A 20,160-nucleotide genomic window follows, 5' to 3' on the forward strand; every position below is an offset into this window, starting at 1 on the left:
CTGGGCGTCGGTCAACCAGAAGAGATCAGACATGTTCACCGCTCGTTTTTCGAACCGTGAATCACGCCGCCTCGCAGAAATCAATGGGTCCTGACCCTAAGTACGTCACCCTCCGGTGCACATTGTGGAGTCCATGCAAGTACCGACCGAAAACGCACCAAAAAGTTCCTTTGAAATCAATGGGTTTTGGCCTTGAAGAGCGGCCCCTACGCCGGAGCCAAAAACTTCCCAAGCTACTGATTTTCAAGGGAATCCACTCCAGCGGAGTCGGACTCCCCTGTGCACGAGCATGAACAGGTGCACCATTCCGTATCACGGTCCGTTGCATGTGCCCCAAGCCACGCTCCCGGCGTGTGGCATCGGCACCGCGACTTTGGTTTGGACCCAACGCATTGAGCCTCATGCGCCCGACCACCCTCACAATTTGATTTCAAGATACCGGCCGCGTCCTTTACAATAATCTGGCATCGGGACCGGGAGGAGGACGGTGGAACGCGTGCTCAAGGTTGTGGACCAACTCTACGCTGCCGCAACCGGCGAGGGAGACTGGAACGACCTGCTGTCCAGGCTCGCGGATTTCTGCGGCGCGGAAAGCGCGGCGCTTGTGCGCGCGGATCAGTCTGTCGGGCAGTCCTCGGTTCTGGCGCCGCGCGCCGATCCTGCGGTCATCGCCGCGTATATCGAGAAATGGTGGGCCGAAGACCCGACGATCGCGGCCACCAGCACCGCGCCCATCGGCCGGATCACCAGCCTTGCCAGCACCGGCCAGGAGGTGTTTCGCAAAAGCCCCTTTCACAATGAATTCTGGGCCGCTTCGGGCCTTGGCGCAGAGCGATTGGCGATGAACCTCGATCTGGGCAAGGATCATTTCGCCAGTTGCGTGTTGCATGCATCGGCCAAGCGGGATGCGTTCGACGATTGGTCGCGGGACCGTCTTGCCGTTCTCGCGCCCCACCTTGTTCGTGCCGTGGCAATCCAGGGACGGCTGCAACGGCTTGCGTTGGAACGGTCTGCGCTCACCATTCCCAAGGACCGCTCGCACCGGGGCATCATCGTGGTCGATCCGTGGTCGCGGATATTGTTCGCAGATGAACAAGGCGACGCGCTTCTTGCCCAGGGCGCGGGCCTTCGCGTTTGCAATCAAAGCCTTGCGCTTGACGACCTGGCGACACAGGAAACATTGCAGCGCGCGGTCAGGGCCTGCGCCGGATATAACAAGGACATGCCCGGGCCACGCCACATCCCTTGGATAAGCAGGAATGGCGCCCCGGCCTTGTCGATCGAGGTTCTGCCATGGTCATGGACACTTACCAGCCTCGACGTCGCCGGAAGACGGCCCGCGGCCATTCTGCTGTTTCACGATCTGCGCGCCAAGGCCGCGCCAGAAGAAGACAACAAAAATCAAGGGCCAGTTTCACGCCCGCGCAACCGGACAAGAGCGGAACTTTTTGCCGCGGTCACGCAAGACATCGAGAACCATTGCGATGATAGCGATCTCTCGTTGTCGTGGCTTGCCAGCCGCCACGGTATTTCCCCTCGCCGCTTGCGAGACCTGTTTTATGCGGAGAACACGAATTTTACCGACTACCTTCTGAATCTCCGCCTTGAGCGCGCGAGGGATATGCTGTTGGACGCCGGGCTTGCAAATATCAACGTCGCCAGCATCGCCTTCGATTGTGGGTTCGGGGATATTTCGTGGTTTCACCATACGTTTCGCCGCCGTTTCAAGATGACGCCGACCGAGATGCGCAATAGGCGTACAAAGCCTGAGTAACGCCGCGAACCCGCCATTCCCGCGCGTCCCGTCACTTGCGGTCTCGCAGCGCCTTGCGTGGCTTGCCTGGCTTCTGGCGCTGATAGAACAAAGCGATGCGGGCGCCTGTCGCCCCCGAAACCCGGCTTTTTCGCCAACCGCATTCCCCAAGACTTATACGCATGATCTGGCTTGAATGGCCGGACAGCCGGCGAAGCGAGGGAAAGGTTGATGCCGCATAGAGTGTTGGGAAACGGTGCGTTCGAATGGATCGGGTCCTGGTACAAGACCATCCTTTCAAGCGACGACACCGAAGGGTCGATTGCCATCATCGACAGCATCTCCCCGCCGGGAGGCGGGCCGCCACGCCACATCCACCACAAACAGGATGAGATCTTTGTCATTCTCACCGGCAAGATCGAGTTCTGGTTCGAGGGCACGCGCTTCACGCGCGGCCCAGGCGAGTCGGCTTTCATTCCGAAGGGCTGTGAACACACCTTTCGCGTCAGCGGCAGCGACTGGTCGCGCCACCTGGTCACGGTAACACCGGGCGGGCTCGATGCCTTCTTCGAAGACATGGGCCGACGAAAACTGACGATACCGCAAGACATGGAGCGGGTCGTCGAAACCGCCCGCCGTCACGCGCTCGAATTCACCGGCCCTCCGCTGGAGGATGAATGAACCGCGGCACTTCGCCGTCACAACCGATAAAGGGAGGATTTCCGATGCCCGCACTTTCTTACCTGTATTTCAAGACAGCGATCGTCTTTCTTGCCATCGGCATCGCGGCAGGGATTCACATGTCGATTGTCGGCAATCACGACGTGGTTGGCGCACATGCGCATACAAACCTTCTCGGCTGGGTGACCATGGCATTGTTCGGAACCTATTACGCGTTCGAACCTGAAAAAGCCCGGTCGCGTCTCGCGCGCATCCAGTACGGTGTCTATACGACAGGTGTCGCGGTCATGATGCCCTCGCTCTATTTCATGCTCAGGGGCGATCCTGCGCTTGAGCCGTTGGTCGCGATTTCATCGCTTGTCGTCTTTGCGGGCGTCCTGTTGTTCGCCGTCGTGGTTTTCCTTGGCAAGCGTCCGGCGACAAGAACCGCAAACCCCGCACCAGGTTGAGCCGCGCGTGGCCCGCGCGCCGCGCGGGCTTTGGCCATGTCTCGACCATTCGAATCAAACCTGACGCGGACCAGCTTCACGTTTCGGCGTATCAGACCCCATATTCAGTCACTCTTTGGTGAGGCGTGCGGACAGCATCGGCGCATGGGAACCGGCTTTTTCCGCCCGTGGGCCCTAAGCGGGATCGGTCTCATACTACCGAAAAACGGAGCCGGTCCTCCGCGTCGAAGACACGGCACGGGGGGATTGCCAACACGGAACGACGACTGGTTGGACCGCCCGTGCCATTCCTGCTCAACGCCTTGGCCTGCGGGGTTCTGCGGCATCTGGTCGCGGCTGCCGCAGCCTTGCAAGTGCCCGGGCCAAACGTGCCCGCCGGGAGGAAATCGCCGCCTCACAACCCGGAAACGCCCCGTTTCTGACAGAGCGAAATTCGCCTTTCTCGGCTTTCGGCTGACTTCCTCGTCTTCAGGATGCGCAACCACCGCAAGATGTTACAGGCCCGGATGGTTCGTTTACTTATTTCGGCTTTGTGGGACACTGTCGATGCGTCGAAGAATTTGATCTTCGGCGAACGCCTTATTTTTAAGGGAGGGATGACATGTCACACAATGAACGTTTCCCGGCTTCCAGGTATGGGCCGGTCGAGCGCAAGATGGCTGAAAGCCTGGTCGAGCTTGAAAGCCGCATCCTCGCGGGTGAAACCGAGGAGGATTGCGATTGCAAAGAGGGCATGTTCAACGGCCTGTCCCGGCGCGGCCTGTTGGCAGGTGGTCTTGCCATGGGCGGGGCCGCGCTTGCGGGCGGACGTGCGGCAGCCGAGGCTCCTCCCGGCGCGCAAGAATATTACGTGCAACCCGATCCCACGAAGGAACAGGGGCGGATCATTCTTGACGACGGCGGCTATGGGTCGCGTTCGCAGTTCGAGAACGAGGTGCGCTGGCGTTATCCAACCGCGAGCCTGGATTCGAGCTGGTCCATGACACCCTTGGCGTCCGGTCACGGGGTCATCACCCCGTCAGGGCTGCATTTCGAGCGCCATCACGGCGGCATTCCGGCGATCGACCCGGAAACGCACACGCTTGTCCTGCATGGCATGGTCGATCAGCCCATGCGGTTCACGATGGACGATCTCAAACGCTTGCCCGCGGTCAGCCGACTTCACTTCATCGAATGTTCGGGCAACGGTCTGACCGAATGGGTCGAACCAACGCTGAAGACGGTTCAAGGCACGCATGGCCTGACATCCACCTCGGAGTGGACGGGCGTGCGCCTGTCGACGGTGCTTGAAATGGCCGGCATCCAAGACAGCGCCGCCTGGATACTTGCCGAAGGCGCGGACGCGGCCGTGATGACGCGCTCGGTGCCCATCGACAAGGCCATGGATGACGCGATTCTTGCCTATGCCCAGAACGGCGAGGCATTGCGCCCCGAACAGGGATACCCGCTTCGTCTCCTGCTGCCGGGTTACGAGGGCAACACGCACATCAAGTGGCTGCGCCGGCTTGAAGTCAGCGACAAGCCCTTCATGACGCGAGAAGAAACATCCAAGTATACCGACCTGATGCCCGATGGCACGGCGCGCCAGTTCAGCATGGAGATGGATACCAAGTCGGTCATCACTTTCCCCTCGGGGGCGATGAAGCTGCCCCGTGCGGGCTTTTACGAAATTACCGGCCTTGCGTGGTCGGGGCGCGGCGCCATCACGCGCGTCGAAGTGTCCGCCGATGGCGGGCAGACATGGCAAGAGGCACAGCTTGAAGGGCCGGTTTTGCCCAAATGCCACACGCGATTCAGGCTACCCTGGACATGGACGGGCGAAGAGGCCGTTCTGCAAAGCCGCGCTGTCGACGATACCGGCTCGATCCAGCCAACGCTTCAGGAACTGGTAGAGGTGCGTGGCACGAAGTCGGTTTACCATCTGAACGCAATCCAGAGCTGGCATATTGCCGCCAACGGGGAGGTCACCAATGTCCACGCGTAAATTCATACTCGTGCCTGTGTTCATCGCCACCGCCTCGGTCGCATTGGCACAAAGCGACACGGCAAAGCGCACGGTGGCCGCGCTGCCAGAAACGCTCGAAGCAACCGGCGAGCGGGCCCCCCAGCCGGTTCCCACCTCAAGCGCCGAAGATATTTCCGACCTTGCGCCGGAAAATCTAAGGTTTGGAATAGGCCGTCCTGCCACAGAAGAACAGATCGCGGCAATCGACATCGATGTCATGCCAGATGGCCGAGGATATCCGGAAGGCAGTGGAACCTATGCCGAGGGTGAAGAGCTGTATCTTCAGGAATGTTCTTCTTGTCATGGCGAAAACCTGGAAGGTGTCGCAGATCTTGGCGCGCCGCGGTTGATCGGTGGGCGTGGATCGCTTGCCAGCGATGCGCCGGTAAAAACGGTGGAAAGCTACTGGCCCTACGCCTCGACGCTTTTTGACTATGTTCACCGCGCGATGCCAATGCAGGCGCCCGGGTCATTGTCAAACGATCAGGTATACGCAATCAGTGCATATATCCTGGGACGTGCCGGAATAACATCGGACAATCCCGATACGACACTCGACAAGCAAAGCATGACCGAGGTCGAAATGCCGAACGCAGACGGGTTTGTGCCTGATCCGCGTGATGGCAGCCCCGAAAAATAGGAATAACAGCGGCGCAAAAGGCCGGTGCAACCCGCACCGCCCTTTGCGCCCCTTTCCGTCCGCACGTATCGGCCATAGCTATACCTTCAGGGCCTATGCTCCGTCGGCTATCGTCTTGCGTGCCAGCGCTTCGAACGTGGCCATTGCCTCGGTCGGCGCAAATTTCGCGTCACGGATCAGCACGACCCGGCTTGACGGCATGTTGCCCGCCACCGGGCGCGAAATGACCGTGCGGCCATCATAGGCCCGGTCATAGGGCAGTTCGGTCGCCAGCAGGCCGACGCCGTGCCCATTGGCGACGAGCGCGCGCAGCATCTCGATCGAGCCCGTTTCATACGCGATTTCCGGAACCACCCCGGCCATCTGAAACAGCGACAGGAAATAACCCCTGCTATGTGGCAGGCCGATCAGGATCAGCGGATCAAGGGCAAGCTCGCGCAGGTCGACCCTTTCACATCCTGCCAGCCGGTGACCCGGTGGCAGCACCGCGCGCGGCGGCGCCTCCGCAAGCAGGGTGGTTTCGAACCCGACGGGCAGGCCAACATCGTAGACAAGGGCAAGATCCAGCGTTCCGGCCAGGACCGAACGGGTCAGCGTAGCGATATCGCCCTCGGTCACATCGACCTTGGCGCCGGGATGTGCCTTGTCGAAATGCCGCATCAACATCGGGGCATAGCGTGGGCCCAGTGTCGAATACACGCCAAGGCGCAATTCCTGCACCGCTGCCTCCGCCCCCGCGAAAACCCGCCCGGCTTCGGTGCGCAGCGCCCGCAAACTTGCCAGCCGATCGCGGCCGAAAGGCGTGGGGCGCATCCCCTGCCCCGGCAGACGCCGAAACAGCGGCGCGCCGAAAAACGCCTCGATCTGCGTTATCGCCACGGACACCGACGGTTGTGAAACATTGAGCGCCCGGGCCGCCGCCGCCGTAGAGCCGCTTTCCGCCACGGCCAGCAGGTAATCAATCTGGCGAAAGGAGAATGGAATAGGATTCATTCATCTAGTCTATATCAAACTATTATTTCTTTCTATTCCGATCCTGTCGTTACGCTGGGCGCGAAATTACAAAAAGGCCGCCCCATGACCCACACCGCAAAACCCCTTTCAACGCTGCGGGTACTTGATTTCACCCGCGTACTTGCCGGGCCCTACGCCACGGCGCTTTTGGCAGATCTCGGGGCTGACGTGATCAAGGTGGAAAGCCCGGGCGGCGATGAGTACCGCCATGTCGGCCCGTTTCTAAAGGGGGAAAGCGCGCTGTTTCAAACCGTGAATCGCGGCAAGCGGTCGATCGTGCTGGACCTGAAAGACCCCGCCGATCTTGAGGTTGCCCAGGCGCTGGCCGACCGCGCCGATGTCGTTATCGAGAACTTCCGCCCCGGCGTGATGGACCGGCTCGGCCTTGGCGCCGGGGCGTTGTGCGAACGCAATCCACGGCTTGTCTATGCCTCTGTGTCCGGTTTCGGGCAAACCGGGCCCGAGGCATCCCGCCCCGCCTATGACATCATCGTGCAAGCCATGAGCGGCCTGATGGATCTGACTGGCCGCCCCGATGACGCGCCGACCATGGTTGGCGAAGCGGTGGCAGACGTGGCAGGCGGGCTGTTCGCAAGTTGGGGCATCTTGGCTGCCCTTGTCGAGCGGGGCCAGACGGGCCGCGGGCGGGTGGTCGACATATCACTGGCGGATTCACTGATGTCGATGATGCCCACAGCGGCGGCACGCGTTCTTCTTGCGGGCGACAGCCCGGTGCGCACGGGCAACAAGCACGCGCTTTCGGCGCCATTCGGGGTCTACGCTGCAGGCAAAGGCCATTTTGCCGTGGCCGTCTTGAACGACAAGCTGTTTTCCGGCTTCTGCGCGGCGATCGACCGGCCTGAACTGGCCTCTGACCCACGCCTTGGCTGCGACAGCGACCGGCGCGAGAACGAGCCGCTCCTGGCCGCGGCGATCGAGAGCTGGGCCGCGCAGCATACCGCCGAAAGCGCGGCGGCAGCCCTGGCCGAAGCCGGTATTCCCGCCGCCCCGCTGGCCACGGCGCACGATGCCTGGGCATCGGACAGGACCAGCGACCGGGAACTGGTGTCACCCGTCAGTCACCAGGCGCTCGGCATCATTACCTTGCCCGAGCAGCCCGTTCACTTCGAAGGCAGCCCGCGCGGTGGCCGCCGCGCCGCACCCGCGCTCGACGAACACGGGGCGCAGATCCGCGCCGAACTGAAGGGATAAGAAATGGATTGGAACGCCGACGAGAAAGCGATGCTTGACCAGGTGGCGCGTTTTGCCGACGAGGTACTTGCCCCACGGGCAGCCGAGCTTGACGAGAACGCCACCTTCGCCACCTGTCACCTGCCCGCCTTGGCCGAGCTTGGCCTTCTGGGGCTGAACCTGCCCGAGGCCCATGGCGGGATGGGGCTTTCCGGCCCCATGCTCTACAAGGCGGTCGAACTTGTGGCCGGGGCCTGCGCGTCGACCGCGTCGATGTTGACCGCCCATTACCTTGCAACCGACAGCCTGCATCTTGGCGCCGACGCCGCGTTGAAAGCGCGTATGCTGCCCCGCGCCGCCAATGGCGCGCTTGGGGCCTTCGCGTTGACCGAACCCGAGGCCGGCTCGAACCCGGCCGACATGCGCACGACCGCACGGCGCGAGGGGGACGGGTATCGCCTGCGCGGCAGCAAATGCTTCATCTCCAATGCCGGGGCCGCAGATTTCATCGTGGTTTATGCCAAGACCGATCCCGACGCCGGTGCGCGCGGTGTTTCGGCCTTCGTGGTCGAACCCGCGGTGACGCCCGGTATCACGGTATCACCGGCCGAGCGCACGATGGGCCTGCGCGGCGGTCATGTCTTCGGGGTGACGATCGACTGTCACGTACCCGAAGCGAACCGTATCGGTGCCGAGGGCACCGGCTTTCGTACCGCGATGAAGGTGCTCGACAACGGCCGGATCGAGGTTGCAGCCCAGGCCACGGGCATTGCAGCCGCCGCGCTCGACAGCGCCATCGCCTATGCCAAGGAGCGGCGGGTCAGCGGCCATCCGATTGCCGATTTCCAGGGCCTGCAATGGATGCTGGCCGACAGCGCCAATGACCTTGCCGCCGCCCGAGCCCTGGGCTACGCCGCCGCACGCTTGCGGGGCACGGACAAACGGTATTCCAGCGAAAGCGCCCATGCCAAGCTGTTTGCATCGGAAGCCGCGTGGCGCATCGCCGACCGCGCGTTGCAGATCCACGGAGGCTACGGCTATTGCCGCGACTTTCCGCTTGAACGCCACTTGCGCGATCTTCGGATTTTCCGCATTTACGAGGGCAGCTCGGAAATCCAGCGCACGATCATCGCAAGGGAGCTGCTGTCCTGACAGGATGTCGTGCGGTCGGGCGGCGACCTGCCGCCCGCGCCTGCACAGGTTACGCGCCGCCCTGCCCAGGCCCCTGCGCGATCAGGCCGGTCTTGCATTCTTCGATCACGCCCAGGCTGTCTGAGAGGTCGCCCAGCCGTTCGGCCAGGGCCAGCGCCAGCTTTGCCAGGTAAAGCTCGCTCTGGTCCGGTCCCACGGCATCAACAGCTTCGGCCAGCGCGTCGTAAATCTTTTCAAGCTCATCATGTCTCATGCAACCTCCTCCTGTCGTGCGAGAACCGCGTTGAGCGCCCGCCGCACCCCGTCCTCCGAGGCCCGGCGCCACCTGGCGGCAACATGCAGATCCGGGCGGACAAGATAGGCGCTGCCATCCTCGGCACCGTAAATCTCGGCCACCGCGCCCTTGGCCGGCAACCTGGTAACCGTCAGCCCCGCCTGCTCGGGCGCGGGGCCATCACCAAAGACCAGCAAGGTGAAATCGCGGCCCAGGAGATCGCCTAGGAACCCATCGTCCAGCGCGACATCCTGGAACATCGCACCCGCGATCGGCCCCTTTGCAAAGGCCGGATCATCCGGGGCCGTCGCCGGGCTTTCGGCATAGGTATAGGGGGTCATCTGGCGTGGGTTGGCCAGCCAGCCAGCGCTTTCCCGCGTCAAGGCCAGTGACAGCGCGGCATCGCGCATGATGCGCCAGCCATGGCTGGGCGGTGTCATGAATCGAGTGCTCTTGGTGGCATTGGCGAACACATCCAGCGTCGCGCCGCGCCGCTCTGGCGTGTAGCTGCCCAGCAGGGCTGGCCCGGCCTCTCGGTTCAGGACTGCCGCCAGTTTCCAACCGATGTTGTGACCATCGGCAATGCCGTTGTTCAACCCCCTGACACCGAAGATGGGCACGATATGACCGCTGTCACCGGCAAAGAAAACCCGCCCCTTGCGGTAATCGTCAAGCAGCAGCGTGTTGGCGGAATAGACGCTCCACCATTCCAGCTCCCATTCGCCATCGTGATCAATGTCGCGCAATACGCGCGCGACGGCTGCGCGGACATTTTCTTCGCGCGTTGCCTCGTCGGCGCTTTCGTCATCGGCAAGCTGGTAGTCGATCCGCCAGATATCGTCTGGCTGGCGATGTATCAGCACGGTGCCGCCCGGCCGTGAAGCCGGGTCAAACAGCGCTCGGCGGATCGTCGGATAATCGTGACGCATACGGATATCGGCAATGACATAGCGGCCTTCGTAATTCTCACCCTTCAGGCGCAACCCGCATATCCTGCGGATCGCGCTGCGGGCACCATCTGCCGCGACCACCCACCGGGCGGGCAAATCGTATGTGCCCGACGGGTCGGTGACCTGTAGCCGGACAAAGTCATCCTCCTCGGCCAGGCCGACAACCTCGCTCTGCCAGCGCGTCTCGATCAGGTCCGAGGCCGCCACGGAGTCCCACAGGAACTGCTCGATATATTGCTGTTGCAGGTTATACATCGGCCTGAACTTCTCATTCGCGCCGTCCGGCATGGCAAACTCAAGGATCTGTTGCCCGCGATAAAAGCTGCGCCCTGTTGTCCAGCCCAGGGATTTCTCCAAGAAAGGCTTTACGACGCCCAGGCTGTCGAGGATATGAAAGCTCGACCGCGAAACACAGATCGCCCGACTGCCGTCGTTGAACGTCGCCTTGTTGTCGAGCAACACGCAGCAGACGCCATGTTTTGCAAGCGTCAGCGCCGCGATCATGCCGACAGGCCCGGCCCCGACGATGGCCACGGGGCTCATCGCCTCGGTGGCGGGGCGTTTCGGCGCATCGAAATGCGGATAGTCGAAATAAAGCGAGTCGAGCGTGTCGCGGCCAGCCGGGCGCATGGGTCTCTCCTGTTTGGGTCTCCCGCGTCTATACCGCAGCCAACGCTTGCACTATGTCCTACAATATGGAGGACAAGACAGCATCGACGCCCCGTGACGGCGTGCTTCACGCCCTTGACGATTGCCTTGCCCGGCTGGGTGATGACGGCTGGGCCGATGCCTTTGTCACGCTTGCCCAGCGAACGGGTGCAGCACAGGTGATGATATTCAGCTATACACCCGACGCGGCCGCCTGCCTTTTGTCACGAAATTTCCGGGCCAAGGCGCTTGGCGCGCGGCTGGGGGCGGAATACCTTCAGGGCTGGTTTCGCCAAGATCCGCTGTTCGAGGTTCTGCTGTCCCTGCCCACCGGCGCGCTGCGCCGTGTTGAAAGCGGGGATGTCCTGCCCGACATGTCATCGGCTTATCGCAGCCGGTTTTATGACCGACCGGGGCTTCAGGGAAAGACGGCGATACTGGCCACGGGCGCCAAGCTCAAACTGGCCGTGAACCTTTACTGGCCGCGCGCGGCCAGCTCGGCGGCGCCCTGCCCGCTTGAAACCATCGCGGGGCGGCTGGCGCTGCTGCATTTCGAGGCCCGCCCCGAACACAATTACCCCGCGCCGCTGGCCGTGCTATCCGAGCGGGAACGCGCCGTCTGCCTTGGTATCCTTTCGGGCAAGAAGGCCGAGGCCATCGCCGCCGACCTGGGCGTGGCGGTTTCCAGCGTCGTCACCTACAGAACCCGCGCCTACCAAAAACTTGGCATATCCTCGCGCGGGTCGCTGTTCGCGGTTTGTGGCAAGTGATCGGCTTGGGTGCAAAGCGCCGATGATCGCGCTGTCACCGTGGCCGCAGCAACCAGCCTGTGCCGACGGGTTCACCTTCGGCCGGGCGATACTCGGCGCCGACTGGCTTGACCCAGCCCAGCCTGTCGATTTCGTGAAACACGAACTGGTAATTCAACTCGCCATGGTCAGGTGCGCCACGGTCGGGCACCGAGGCCACCTGGATGTGGCCGACAAGCGGCAGCAGCCGGGCAAGGCGGCGCGTCACGTCGCCTTCCATGATCTGCACGTGGTAGCAGTCGAACATCAGCTTCAGGTTCTCGAACCCAAGCTCATGGATCAGGGCGGCGGCCTGATCGGTTGTCGAAAGAAAATACCCCGGCGCATCGTAGTGGTTCAGCGGCTCGATCAAGATGGTGATGCCATGCGGCCCGGCCTGCCGGCAGGCATAGCCAAGGGTCTTGCAAAACGCTTCGCGGGCGCGAGGGCCGGCGGCCTTTCCGGCCATGACATGCACCGCCCCGGTGCCCGTTTCGATGGCATATGCAATCGCCTCGTCTATCGCATTGCGGGCGCGCGATTCGTGTTCCGGCAGGGCCGACAGCCCGTTTTCGCCCGCCTGAACATCACCGCGCCGCGTGTTCAGGCCCAGCATGGGCAACCCGGTTTCCTGCAAGGCGTCACGCACGGCCGCGGCGGGCGTGTCATACGGCCAATGACATTCGACCGCGTCAAAGCCCGCGGCCTTCGCGGCCCGGATGGCGTCGGGCAAGGCGCGATCAGTCCAAAGGAATCCCAGGTTGGCGGAAAATCTCATGTATCCCATTCCACGTCGAATTTCGTCACCACGTCGCGCACCTGCGCATCGGACAGCAGCCGGGGCGACAGGCCACGCGTCAGCATCGCCAGCCTTGCGGTTGCCTCCAGTTCTTCGATGGCGAAACAGGCCGCCTCGATATCCTTTCCGGCAACCACCGGACCGTGATTGGCAAGCATTACCGCAGAACGCTTGCCCGCCAAGCCGCGCACGGCCTCGCCCATGGCAGGGTCGCCCGGCAGGAAAAACGGCAGCAGCTTGACCTTGCCCAGTTTCATCAACGCATAGGGTGTGAGCGGCGGCAGGAAATTGTCGGCATCGACATCGGTCATCATCGAAAGTGCCACCGAATGGCAGGAATGAAGATGCACGACGGCACCCGCTTTCGCGCGCGTGTCGTAGAACGCGCTGTGCAGCGGCATTTCCTTCGTTGGCGGGTCGCCGTCGATCAGAACGCCGCGCGCGTCGAACCGGCTCAAACGCGCGGGGTCGAGCCGGCCAAAGCTTGTCCCGGTCGGCGAAACCAGCAGTCCGCCATCGCTTGTCCGGGCCGAGATGTTGCCGGTGCTGCCCCCGGTAAGCCCCCGATCGAACATGGATTTCGCCAACAGGCACATCTGCTCGCGCAGGTGCGTTTCAGTCATGACGAACGCTCCATCACACGTGCGGCTGCCGCGAAGAAATCGACCTCTCCGAAATTGCCCGATTTCAGCGCCAGAACAAGATTGTCCCCTGCCCGCATCACGGGCACCCCCGGTGCGATTTCGGGGCCGATCTCCAGATGCGCCAGGTTCAGGCCCGTCACGACCGCACCCGATGTTTCGCCGCCCGCACTGATCAGGCGGGTGCAGCCATGCTGCACAAGTGCGCCCGCAAGGTCGCAAAAGAACGCCTCGATCGCCGTTGCCGTCCGTTCCCGGCCAAAGCGCTCTTGCGTCGCCGAAACCTGTGCCGGGTCGGCGGATGAATAGATCAACGGTATCCCGTCTTGCGCCAGCGCCCAACGGGCGTATTCGGCCACATCCAGATCGCCGGCCATGATCGCGCCCACGTCAAGCGCGCGCGCCGGGTGGCGTGCTGCATGGCGGTCCACCTGTTCGCGCGTCGCTGCGGAACATGACCCCGACAGGATGACGGCGGGCCCGGCCTGGCCCCGCCAAGGCACCGCGCAACCTGCCAGTTCGCCACGGGCCCGGAAATTCTCGGGCAGACCCATCGCGATACCCGACCCCCCGGTGATCAGGGGAAGCTCGGCCGCCGCCTGCCCCAGCGCCATCAGGTCGTCATCGACAATCGCATCGGTCACGATCAGGCGATGGCCCCGCGAATCCTCGTCGGCCAATGCCCGTCTGATCGCAACGGCGCCCTGCCGCACCACAGCCGCATCGACATGGCCAATGCTGCCCCTGGCCTGGCGCGACAGCCAGCGACGAATGTCGGGGTCTGTCATTGGTGTAAGCGGATGATGCTGCATGCCGGACTCGTTCAACAGCCGATCCCACACGAAAAGATGGCCCAGGTATATCGACCGCCCGGTCGCTGGAAACGCAGGGCAGACAATCACCTGCCTTGCGTCAAGCGCCGCAGCCAAGGCTTCGGCGACGGGGCCGATATTGCCTTCGGGCGTTGAATCGAAGGTCGAGCAATATTTGAACAGGAATTGCCGGCAGCCCTGGGCGCGCAACCAATCCAGCGCCGCCAGGGATTGGCTGATCGCGTCCTGCACCGGGATCGAGCGTGATTTGAGCGCCACTATCCCCGCTTCTACCTGTGCCGGGGCCGGTTCGTCGGGAGTACCGACATATTGCACCGTGCGCATGCCTGCCTTGGCAAGGGTGTTTCCAAGGTCGCTCGATCCGGTGAAATCGTCGCCGATACAACCCAGCAGCATCACCCCTCCCCCGGCAGTCTGATATTGGCGCGGCCCGCTATATGCTTGGTGATCGCCGCGTCATCCTCGCGGCCCAGCCCCGCCGCCGAGGCCGAGCGGTATTGGGCCAGCGCGGTTTCGGTCAACGGCAGTCGAAGGTTCGCATCTTCTGCAATCGCCGTGACGATTCCCAGATCCTTGGGCCAGATATCAATGGCCGAGCGCGGGGTGTAATCGCCCTCGATCACGTGCGGGGCGCGGTTTTCAAACATCCACGACGCTCCGGCGGAAACCCGAATGATCTCAAGCACACGCGCCAGGTCAAGGTTCTGCGACGCCGCGAATGTCAGCGCCTCGCCCATGGCGGCGATGTGAACACCGGCCAAAAGCTGGTTCACGGCTTTCATGGCCGACCCTGGCCCGGCCACATCACCCAGCCTGTGCACCGTTTCGGCAATCGCATCCAATACCGGGGCCGCCTTGTCGAACGCTTCGGGCCCGCCCGAGGCCATGATCGACAGGCGCCCTTGCGCCGCCTTGGCCGCACCACCGGAAATCGGCGCATCAAGATACAGGAAACCACGGTCTTGTGCCTGCGCTTCCATATCGCGGGCAACCTCGGGGGCGACGGTTGCGCAGCCCAGGATGACACCGCCCGGCGCGAGACACTCCAGCCAGCCATCGGGGCCGAAAAGCGCGGCCTGCATCTGGTCACCATTCAACACGACACAAACGAGGACGGATGCCTTGGGCGCGGCCCTGTTCAACCTTTGACCCCCGGCCTGCACCAGTGCGTCAACGCGGGTCTGATCGGGGTCGAACCCGTGAACCTCCAGGCCCGCGGCGACAGCCGATTGGGCCATGCCCAGCCCCATCGAGCCCAGCCCGGCAAAATGTACGACAGCCGACATCAATTGATCCCCAGGATTGTCTGCATCGGCCACAGCGTGATCGCCGGCACGTAGGTGATGACCATCAGCGCCCCGAACACGGTCAGCACGAACCAGAACAGGTGCGGAATGATCTTTTCGACCGAGAGGTTGGCCACCGCGCAGGCGGCGAACAGGTTGACGCCAAGCGGCGGCGTGATCATCCCAAGCGCCAGGTTGACGACGATGATCAAGCCGAAATGTACGGGATCAACACCATAGGCCACCGCGATGGGCGTCAGGATAGGCGCCAGGACAAGGATCGCGGCCGATGTCTCGATGAACATGCCGACGATCAGCAGCATCAGGTTGACGACCAGCAGAAAGGCAAGCCTGCTTTCGAACATGTCCTTGAACCAGGCGGCGATCTCGTTGGGCAGGCCCGAGCGCGTGATCAGGAACGAGAACAGCGCCGCCGCCGAAATGATGAGCATGATCGCCGCCGTGGCAAGCACCGTCTTCTTCAGAATTTCCGGCAGATCCGAAAACTTGAGCTCGCGATAGAACAGCATACCAACCAGTAGCGCCGCGGCCACGGCGGCGGCGCTTGCCTCGGTCGGTGTGAACACGCCCGTATAGATGCCGCCCAGTATGACGACCGGCACGATCAATGCCGGCAACGCGGCCAGCACGCTGGCTCCGATCTTTTGCCGGTCCTTGCCGTCTTCCAGGCCGATCCCGCGAATGCGGCACATGATCAGGACCAATGCCGTCAACGCGCCCGCCACCAGAACACCGGGGCCAATGCCCGCAAGGAAAAGCTGACCGATCGAGGTATCGGTGGACACGCCGTACAGGATCAGCGGGATCGAGGGCGGAATAAGCACGCCCAGCTCGGCCGAACTGGCCTGAACCGAAGCGGCCATTGGCGCAGGATAGCCGTGCCGCACCATCGCGGGTATCAGGATGGCGCCGATGGCAAAGGTCGTCGCAACCGACGATCCGGACACCGAGGCAAACATCATGCAGGTCAGAACGCAGGAAGCCGCAAGCCCGCCCTGGATGCCGCCGACAATGGATTTTGCCAGTTCGACAAGCCGAAACGAGATGCCGCCCGCCGACATCAGGTTACCGGCCAGGATGAACAGCGGGATCGCCATGAGCGGGAAACTGTCGATCCCGGTGAACATGCGCTGCGCCACAAGCAACAGCGGAAGCCGTCCGTGGGCCTCGATACCGATTACAGATGCCAACCCGATCGCAACCGCAATCGGAACACCGGCAAGAAAGAAAATCGCAAGTGAAAGGGCAAGAGCCGTGTTCATTCCACTGTCTCCGGCGTGACGATCGCCCCGTGCTGAATCGCACGGACGATGCAGCCCAGAATGGCAATAAGGATGAATACGGAACCTACCGGCAGCGCCGAATAGACCCAGGCGATGGAAATCTCGAGCGCGGCCAGTTTCTGCGAAACCACCCGTTCCGTCATGGCCCAGCCTTGCCAGAACAGGATCGCGAAAAACGTCAGCGACAGGCCCATCGAGACAAGGTAAAGGCCAAAGCCCAGCCGGGGCGGCAACATTCGCTGAACGATTTCAACGGCGATCATCGCGCCTTCGCGAAAGGCCGGGGCCACCGCCAGGAAAACCGACCATATCATGGCCGAGCGCGTGATGACCTCGGACCAGGTCGATGGCTGGCCAAATACGAAGCGGGTTGTCACCTGGTACAGCGCAAGGCAGGTGGCGATCAGCAAGAACACGATCGCCGCACGCAAGGCTATGCCTGTCGTGATGGCTTCGAGCTTGAGAAAATATTTCATGACGGCCTCGGAAAAAGGGCCGGCACAGATCATGCGCCGGCCCGGTTATCATGCCATGATCACTCGACGGCCTTGATCCGCTCGATCATCTCACCGCCGTGCTGATCGGTGTAAACCGAGTAAGACGATTCTTCGGCCAGCGCGGCGAAGGGCGCCTTGTCGATATCGGTGATCACTTCCATGCCGTTTTCAAGCAGCAGCGCCACACCGGCTTCTTCCAGGCGGTTGACCTCGGCGCGCGTGGCCGCGGCCGATGCCTTGGCCGCCTCCATGAACCAGCCCTGCTGTTCCTCGGTCAAGCCGTCGAACAGAATGGGCGACGCCAACACCACGGCGGGCGAATATACGTGACCTGTAAGCGACACGTAGTCCTGCACTTCCCAGAACTTGGCCGAGGTGATCACGGTCACGGGGTTTTCCTGCCCGTCGACAACCCCTTGCTGCAACGCGGTGAACAGCTCGGGAAAGGCCATCGGCGTCGGCGCGGCGCCCATGCCCTCGAACGCGGCCATGTGCACCTGGTTTTCCATCGTGCGCAGCTTGAGGCCCTCAAGGTCTTCGGGGGTGCGCACCGGGCGTTGCGAATTGGTCACGTGACGAAAGCCGTTTTCGGACCAGGCCAGGCCAACAAGGTTGTTTTCGCCGATCTTGTCCAGCAGCTCCTGGCCGATTTCACCGTCAAGAACGGTGCGCGCATGATCGTAGTCGCGGAACAGGAACGGCAGGTCCAGCGCATAGATCTCTGGCACGAAGTTTCCAAGCGGCCCGGTCGAGGTGATAACCACGTCCATCGACCCGATCTGCAAGCCTTCGATCATGTCACGCTCGCCGCCAAGCTGGCCCGCCGGGGCCTGTTCGCCGGTGAATTCGCCGCCCGACAGCTCGGTCAGCGTGTCGATGAACGCCTGCGCGCCGACGCCGTAATGCGATGTGGGCGACAGCGAATGGCCGACGACGATGCTTTGTTGTGCCTGGGCAGCCGTGGTCATGACCAGGGCAGCAACAGCACCAATTGTGAAATGTTTCATAAGTCTCCTCCTCTTTTTTTCAGCCGGTCAGCCCGGCCATTCCGAAACCGTCAATATGTTCCTGAACGATTTCCGCGAAATCGGCATTCGCCGAGAACCCCAGCGATTGGGCGCGCGGTGTCACGATCTGGCCGGGCCATGTCGTGACGATCCTTTGAATGGCGGGATCGGGGCGTTCGACGACGCGCGCCGTGTACGCAGCCCCCGCAAGCGCGGTGAGCGTGTCGAGCATGCCGTGGACGGTGACGGAAATACCCGGCAGCGTCACGGTCGTGTCGGTGCCCAACGCGTCTTGCCGCAACGACGCGGCCACAACCATGTATTCAAGCGCCTTGGCAGGTGATGCAAGGTGCAGCCGCAGATCATGGCCAACAGCCAGGTCGGCCTCTTCCCCCTTCAAGGGCTCACGAATGATCCCGCTGGCAAAGCTGGACGCGGCGCGGTTCGGCTTGCCTGGTCGCACCGATATCGTGGGAAACCGCAACGCGCGGCCCTTTATGAACCCCTTTCGGCTGGCATCGCGAACCAGCAATTCCCCCATCAGTTTCTGCGCGCCGTAAGATGACAGCGGCGCTGGCAGCATGTCTTCGGAAATCGTGTCGTTGTCGCGGCAAGAAAACACGGCAACCGAGGACGAGAAAAGAAAGACAGGGGCGCGCGCGAAACCCCGGCATGCATTTATCAGCGCGATGGTCGCTTGCAGGTTCACCTGCATTCCCAGGTCGTAATCTTCCTCGGCCAGGCCGGACACAACCGCGGCCAGATGAATGACGAGCTCCGGCGCCTCGGCGCCGATACGCGCGATGACCTCGGGGGTGTCCACGCTGCCCTGAAGGGCGTGAACGCGGGGATACTCGCGTTCGAGCTGTGCCAGCGCATCGGCCGAAATGTCGTTCGCGATGATCGCCTCGATCCGGCGCGCTTCGCCGTCAAGAACGATTTCATCCTTGTCCGCCAACCAGCGGACAGCCATTTGCCCAAGGAAACCTGCCGCCCCGGTGATCAATATGCGCACGCTGAATCCTCCCCGGGCAAACGGTTACTATTTGTGATAGCGCTGTCAACTTTTATCGCGCCAGCCAGGGGCATGCTCAAGCCTGCCCGATCCACAGGACAATACCCGGTGTCTCGCAAAGCGGCACTGGCGCAAGATTGATGTGACAGCGCAATCATTTTGCCCGATATTTTGCCTATGGATTCGCACGAGAACGACAAACCGGCCCGACGCCCCACGCTATCGCAGGTTGCCAGGATCGCGGGCGTCAGCGAAATTACCGCGAGCCGTGCCCTGCGCAACGGATCGGTCGTTGCCAAGGCCACGCGGGCCCGCGTCGAAAAAGCGGCACGGGCGCTCAATTACGTGCCAAACAGGCTGGCCGGCACATTGGCCGGCGGGGCCTCGCGGCAGGTTGGCGTGATCCTGCCTTCGTTGTCGAACATCGTTTTCGCCGATGTCCTCAAGGGGCTGGAGGCGCGGCTGGAGGATGACGGCTACCACCCCATTCTGGGCATTTCACATTATGACCCCAAGCGCGAGGAACAGCTGCTGCGCGATCTGCTGATGTGGCGGCCCGCCGGCCTGGTTCTGGCCCCTGCGCAAATGACAGAGGCCACGAGGTCGCTGCTTGGCGCAGCGGATATGCCCATCGTCGAAGTGATGGACATAGACAGGCCGGTCACGGACATGGCTGTCGGGTTTTCACACCATACCGCGGGCCGGGCGATGGCGCATTTCCTGGTCGGGCGCGGGTATCGCAAATTCGCTTATCTCGGCCATGACATATCGACCGATTTCCGCGCGTTGGCCCGGCTTGACGGTTTTCGCGAGGGGCTGGCGGAAATTGGTGTCGCGCTTTCAGAGACACGGATAATGCAAGGTCCGTCATCCGTTCTGCTGGGAAAACAGGGGATTGAGGCGTTGTTGCGCGATGCCTCCGAGCGCCCCGAAGCCGTGTTCTTTTCAAACGATGACATGGCGGTGGGCGCGGTGTTCCATTGCCAGGGCGCCGGTATCGCCAATCCCGATGATCTGGCGCTGGCCGGTTTCAACGGGCTCAGCATCGGGCAAGCCCTGCCGACACCGTTGACCACCATCGCCTCGAACCGCGAGGAAATCGGCTTTGCCGCCGCAGACAGTATCGTGCAAAAGCTCCGGGGGCTTGCTCCGCAAAGCGTCAGGCGCATAGATTTCCGGCTGGTTCCGGGCGCAACAGCCTGATCCGGGCCATGCCCAGCCGTTGAAAGCGTG

General features: G+C 62.5%; 20 protein-coding genes. 9 read left to right on the forward strand and 11 right to left on the reverse strand.

Annotated elements, in window-relative coordinates; all coding sequences use genetic code 11:
* The first annotated feature begins 487 nt into the window (after positions 1 to 487).
* The 5 genes from M8744_RS17820 to M8744_RS07955 all read left to right on the forward strand — a co-directional run bounded on the left by M8744_RS17820 (position 488) and on the right by M8744_RS07955 (position 5,528).
* Positions 488 to 1,774, forward strand: a complete 1,287-nt coding sequence (locus M8744_RS17820) for a helix-turn-helix transcriptional regulator (RefSeq protein WP_251412500.1) — start codon at positions 488 to 490, stop codon at positions 1,772 to 1,774.
* Positions 1,775 to 1,984: 210 nt separating this feature from the next.
* Complete coding sequence (locus tag M8744_RS07940) at positions 1,985 to 2,434, forward strand: cupin domain-containing protein (RefSeq protein ID WP_251412503.1); 450 nt, start codon at positions 1,985 to 1,987, stop codon at positions 2,432 to 2,434.
* A gap of 44 nt (positions 2,435 to 2,478) precedes the next feature.
* Positions 2,479 to 2,883: a hypothetical protein gene (locus tag M8744_RS07945; protein WP_251412505.1), complete on the forward strand. Its 405-nt coding sequence runs from the start codon at positions 2,479 to 2,481 to the stop codon at positions 2,881 to 2,883.
* 601 nt (positions 2,884 to 3,484) lie between these two features.
* Positions 3,485 to 4,867: a sulfite dehydrogenase gene (soxC, locus tag M8744_RS07950; protein WP_251412514.1), complete on the forward strand. Its 1,383-nt coding sequence runs from the start codon at positions 3,485 to 3,487 to the stop codon at positions 4,865 to 4,867.
* Complete coding sequence (locus M8744_RS07955) at positions 4,854 to 5,528, forward strand: c-type cytochrome (RefSeq protein ID WP_251412516.1); 675 nt, start codon at positions 4,854 to 4,856, stop codon at positions 5,526 to 5,528. Before soxC ends, M8744_RS07955 begins: the two co-directional genes overlap by 14 nt.
* Before the next feature lie 93 nt (positions 5,529 to 5,621).
* Here the strand turns inward: M8744_RS07955 and M8744_RS07960 are convergent, their stop codons facing one another.
* Positions 5,622 to 6,521 carry a LysR family transcriptional regulator gene (locus tag M8744_RS07960; protein WP_251412528.1) on the reverse strand — a complete coding sequence of 300 codons (900 nt, stop codon included), beginning with the start codon at positions 6,519 to 6,521 and terminating at the stop codon, positions 5,622 to 5,624.
* Between the two features lie 84 nt (positions 6,522 to 6,605).
* Here M8744_RS07960 and M8744_RS07965 point away from each other — a divergent pair, with 84 nt between their 5' ends.
* Both M8744_RS07965 and M8744_RS07970 read left to right on the forward strand, forming a co-directional pair.
* Positions 6,606 to 7,754 carry a CaiB/BaiF CoA transferase family protein gene (locus M8744_RS07965; protein WP_251412531.1) on the forward strand — a complete coding sequence of 383 codons (1,149 nt, stop codon included), beginning with the start codon at positions 6,606 to 6,608 and terminating at the stop codon, positions 7,752 to 7,754.
* Between the two features lie 3 nt (positions 7,755 to 7,757).
* Positions 7,758 to 8,885 carry an acyl-CoA dehydrogenase family protein gene (locus M8744_RS07970; RefSeq protein ID WP_251412549.1) on the forward strand — a complete coding sequence of 376 codons (1,128 nt, stop codon included), beginning with the start codon at positions 7,758 to 7,760 and terminating at the stop codon, positions 8,883 to 8,885.
* A gap of 49 nt (positions 8,886 to 8,934) precedes the next feature.
* Here the strand turns inward: M8744_RS07970 and M8744_RS07975 are convergent, their stop codons facing one another.
* Positions 8,935 to 9,138, reverse strand: coding sequence for a hypothetical protein (locus M8744_RS07975; protein ID WP_251412552.1), 204 nt, complete (start codon positions 9,136 to 9,138; stop codon positions 8,935 to 8,937).
* Positions 9,135 to 10,739, reverse strand: coding sequence for an FAD-dependent monooxygenase (locus M8744_RS07980; protein ID WP_251412568.1), 1,605 nt, complete (start codon positions 10,737 to 10,739; stop codon positions 9,135 to 9,137). Before M8744_RS07980 ends, M8744_RS07975 begins: the two co-directional genes overlap by 4 nt.
* Positions 10,740 to 10,792: 53 nt before the next feature.
* Here M8744_RS07980 and M8744_RS07985 point away from each other — a divergent pair, with 53 nt between their 5' ends.
* Positions 10,793 to 11,527, forward strand: a complete 735-nt coding sequence (locus M8744_RS07985) for a helix-turn-helix transcriptional regulator (protein ID WP_251412570.1) — start codon at positions 10,793 to 10,795, stop codon at positions 11,525 to 11,527.
* A 34-nt stretch (positions 11,528 to 11,561) separates the two neighbouring features.
* On the opposite strand, the gene M8744_RS07990 is transcribed toward M8744_RS07985, so the two are convergent.
* From M8744_RS07990 to denD, 8 genes are read right to left on the reverse strand one after another with little or no spacing between them, the layout of a single operon-like run.
* On the reverse strand, positions 11,562 to 12,323 hold the full coding sequence (locus M8744_RS07990; RefSeq protein ID WP_251412572.1) for a hydroxypyruvate isomerase family protein: 762 nt from the start codon (positions 12,321 to 12,323) through the stop codon (positions 11,562 to 11,564).
* Entirely contained in the window at positions 12,320 to 12,967 is a 648-nt protein-coding gene (otnC, locus tag M8744_RS07995; RefSeq protein WP_251412574.1) for a 3-oxo-tetronate 4-phosphate decarboxylase, read from the reverse strand. Before otnC ends, M8744_RS07990 begins: the two co-directional genes overlap by 4 nt.
* On the reverse strand, positions 12,964 to 14,214 hold the full coding sequence (otnK, locus tag M8744_RS08000; protein WP_251412577.1) for a 3-oxo-tetronate kinase: 1,251 nt from the start codon (positions 14,212 to 14,214) through the stop codon (positions 12,964 to 12,966). Before otnK ends, otnC begins: the two co-directional genes overlap by 4 nt.
* Positions 14,214 to 15,104, reverse strand: a complete 891-nt coding sequence (ltnD, locus tag M8744_RS08005) for an L-threonate dehydrogenase (protein WP_251412580.1) — start codon at positions 15,102 to 15,104, stop codon at positions 14,214 to 14,216. The genes otnK and ltnD overlap by 1 nt, the downstream gene beginning before the upstream one ends.
* Positions 15,104 to 16,387, reverse strand: coding sequence for a TRAP transporter large permease (locus M8744_RS08010; protein WP_251412583.1), 1,284 nt, complete (start codon positions 16,385 to 16,387; stop codon positions 15,104 to 15,106). Before M8744_RS08010 ends, ltnD begins: the two co-directional genes overlap by 1 nt.
* The gene (locus M8744_RS08015) at positions 16,384 to 16,884 is read right to left on the reverse strand and encodes a TRAP transporter small permease (RefSeq protein ID WP_251412586.1); all 501 of its coding nucleotides are present in this window, start codon (positions 16,882 to 16,884) and stop codon (positions 16,384 to 16,386) included. The genes M8744_RS08010 and M8744_RS08015 overlap by 4 nt, the downstream gene beginning before the upstream one ends.
* 59 nt (positions 16,885 to 16,943) lie before the next feature.
* Positions 16,944 to 17,912, reverse strand: coding sequence for a TRAP transporter substrate-binding protein (locus M8744_RS08020; RefSeq protein ID WP_251412589.1), 969 nt, complete (start codon positions 17,910 to 17,912; stop codon positions 16,944 to 16,946).
* Between the two features lie 19 nt (positions 17,913 to 17,931).
* A complete protein-coding gene (gene denD, locus M8744_RS08025) occupies positions 17,932 to 18,927 on the reverse strand; it encodes a D-erythronate dehydrogenase (RefSeq protein ID WP_251412609.1) in 996 nt (331 codons plus the stop codon).
* Between the two features lie 177 nt (positions 18,928 to 19,104).
* Here denD and M8744_RS08030 point away from each other — a divergent pair, with 177 nt between their 5' ends.
* On the forward strand, positions 19,105 to 20,130 hold the full coding sequence (locus M8744_RS08030; RefSeq protein ID WP_251412612.1) for a LacI family DNA-binding transcriptional regulator: 1,026 nt from the start codon (positions 19,105 to 19,107) through the stop codon (positions 20,128 to 20,130).
* The last annotated feature ends 30 nt before the right edge of the window (positions 20,131 to 20,160 follow it).

Origin of the sequence: Lutimaribacter degradans (genome assembly GCF_023703375.1) — a bacterium.
Classification (GTDB): domain Bacteria; phylum Pseudomonadota; class Alphaproteobacteria; order Rhodobacterales; family Rhodobacteraceae; genus Lutimaribacter; species Lutimaribacter degradans.

Excerpts from the sequence above, each read along its gene's own strand:
- M8744_RS07980 (WP_251412568.1), bottom strand. The coding sequence starts at position 10,739 with ATGCGCCCGGCTGGCCGCGACACGCTCGACTCGCTTTATTTCGACTAT.
- M8744_RS08020 (WP_251412589.1), bottom strand. The coding sequence starts at position 17,912 with ATGAAACATTTCACAATTGGTGCTGTTGCTGCCCTGGTCATGACCACG.
- M8744_RS07945 (WP_251412505.1), top strand. The coding sequence starts at position 2,479 with ATGCCCGCACTTTCTTACCTGTATTTCAAGACAGCGATCGTCTTTCTT.
- M8744_RS07985 (WP_251412570.1), top strand. The coding sequence starts at position 10,793 with ATGTCCTACAATATGGAGGACAAGACAGCATCGACGCCCCGTGACGGC.
- M8744_RS07955 (WP_251412516.1), top strand. The coding sequence starts at position 4,854 with ATGTCCACGCGTAAATTCATACTCGTGCCTGTGTTCATCGCCACCGCC.
- M8744_RS08030 (WP_251412612.1), top strand. The coding sequence starts at position 19,105 with ATGGATTCGCACGAGAACGACAAACCGGCCCGACGCCCCACGCTATCG.
- soxC (WP_251412514.1), top strand. The coding sequence starts at position 3,485 with ATGTCACACAATGAACGTTTCCCGGCTTCCAGGTATGGGCCGGTCGAG.
- M8744_RS07965 (WP_251412531.1), top strand. The coding sequence starts at position 6,606 with ATGACCCACACCGCAAAACCCCTTTCAACGCTGCGGGTACTTGATTTC.
- ltnD (WP_251412580.1), bottom strand. The coding sequence starts at position 15,104 with ATGTCGGCTGTCGTACATTTTGCCGGGCTGGGCTCGATGGGGCTGGGC.
- M8744_RS07990 (WP_251412572.1), bottom strand. The coding sequence starts at position 12,323 with ATGAGATTTTCCGCCAACCTGGGATTCCTTTGGACTGATCGCGCCTTG.
- otnC (WP_251412574.1), bottom strand. The coding sequence starts at position 12,967 with ATGACTGAAACGCACCTGCGCGAGCAGATGTGCCTGTTGGCGAAATCC.
- M8744_RS08015 (WP_251412586.1), bottom strand. The coding sequence starts at position 16,884 with ATGAAATATTTTCTCAAGCTCGAAGCCATCACGACAGGCATAGCCTTG.
- M8744_RS08010 (WP_251412583.1), bottom strand. The coding sequence starts at position 16,387 with ATGAACACGGCTCTTGCCCTTTCACTTGCGATTTTCTTTCTTGCCGGT.
- M8744_RS07940 (WP_251412503.1), top strand. The coding sequence starts at position 1,985 with ATGCCGCATAGAGTGTTGGGAAACGGTGCGTTCGAATGGATCGGGTCC.
- M8744_RS07970 (WP_251412549.1), top strand. The coding sequence starts at position 7,758 with ATGGATTGGAACGCCGACGAGAAAGCGATGCTTGACCAGGTGGCGCGT.
- otnK (WP_251412577.1), bottom strand. The coding sequence starts at position 14,214 with ATGCTGCTGGGTTGTATCGGCGACGATTTCACCGGATCGAGCGACCTT.
- M8744_RS07960 (WP_251412528.1), bottom strand. The coding sequence starts at position 6,521 with ATGAATCCTATTCCATTCTCCTTTCGCCAGATTGATTACCTGCTGGCC.
- M8744_RS07975 (WP_251412552.1), bottom strand. The coding sequence starts at position 9,138 with ATGAGACATGATGAGCTTGAAAAGATTTACGACGCGCTGGCCGAAGCT.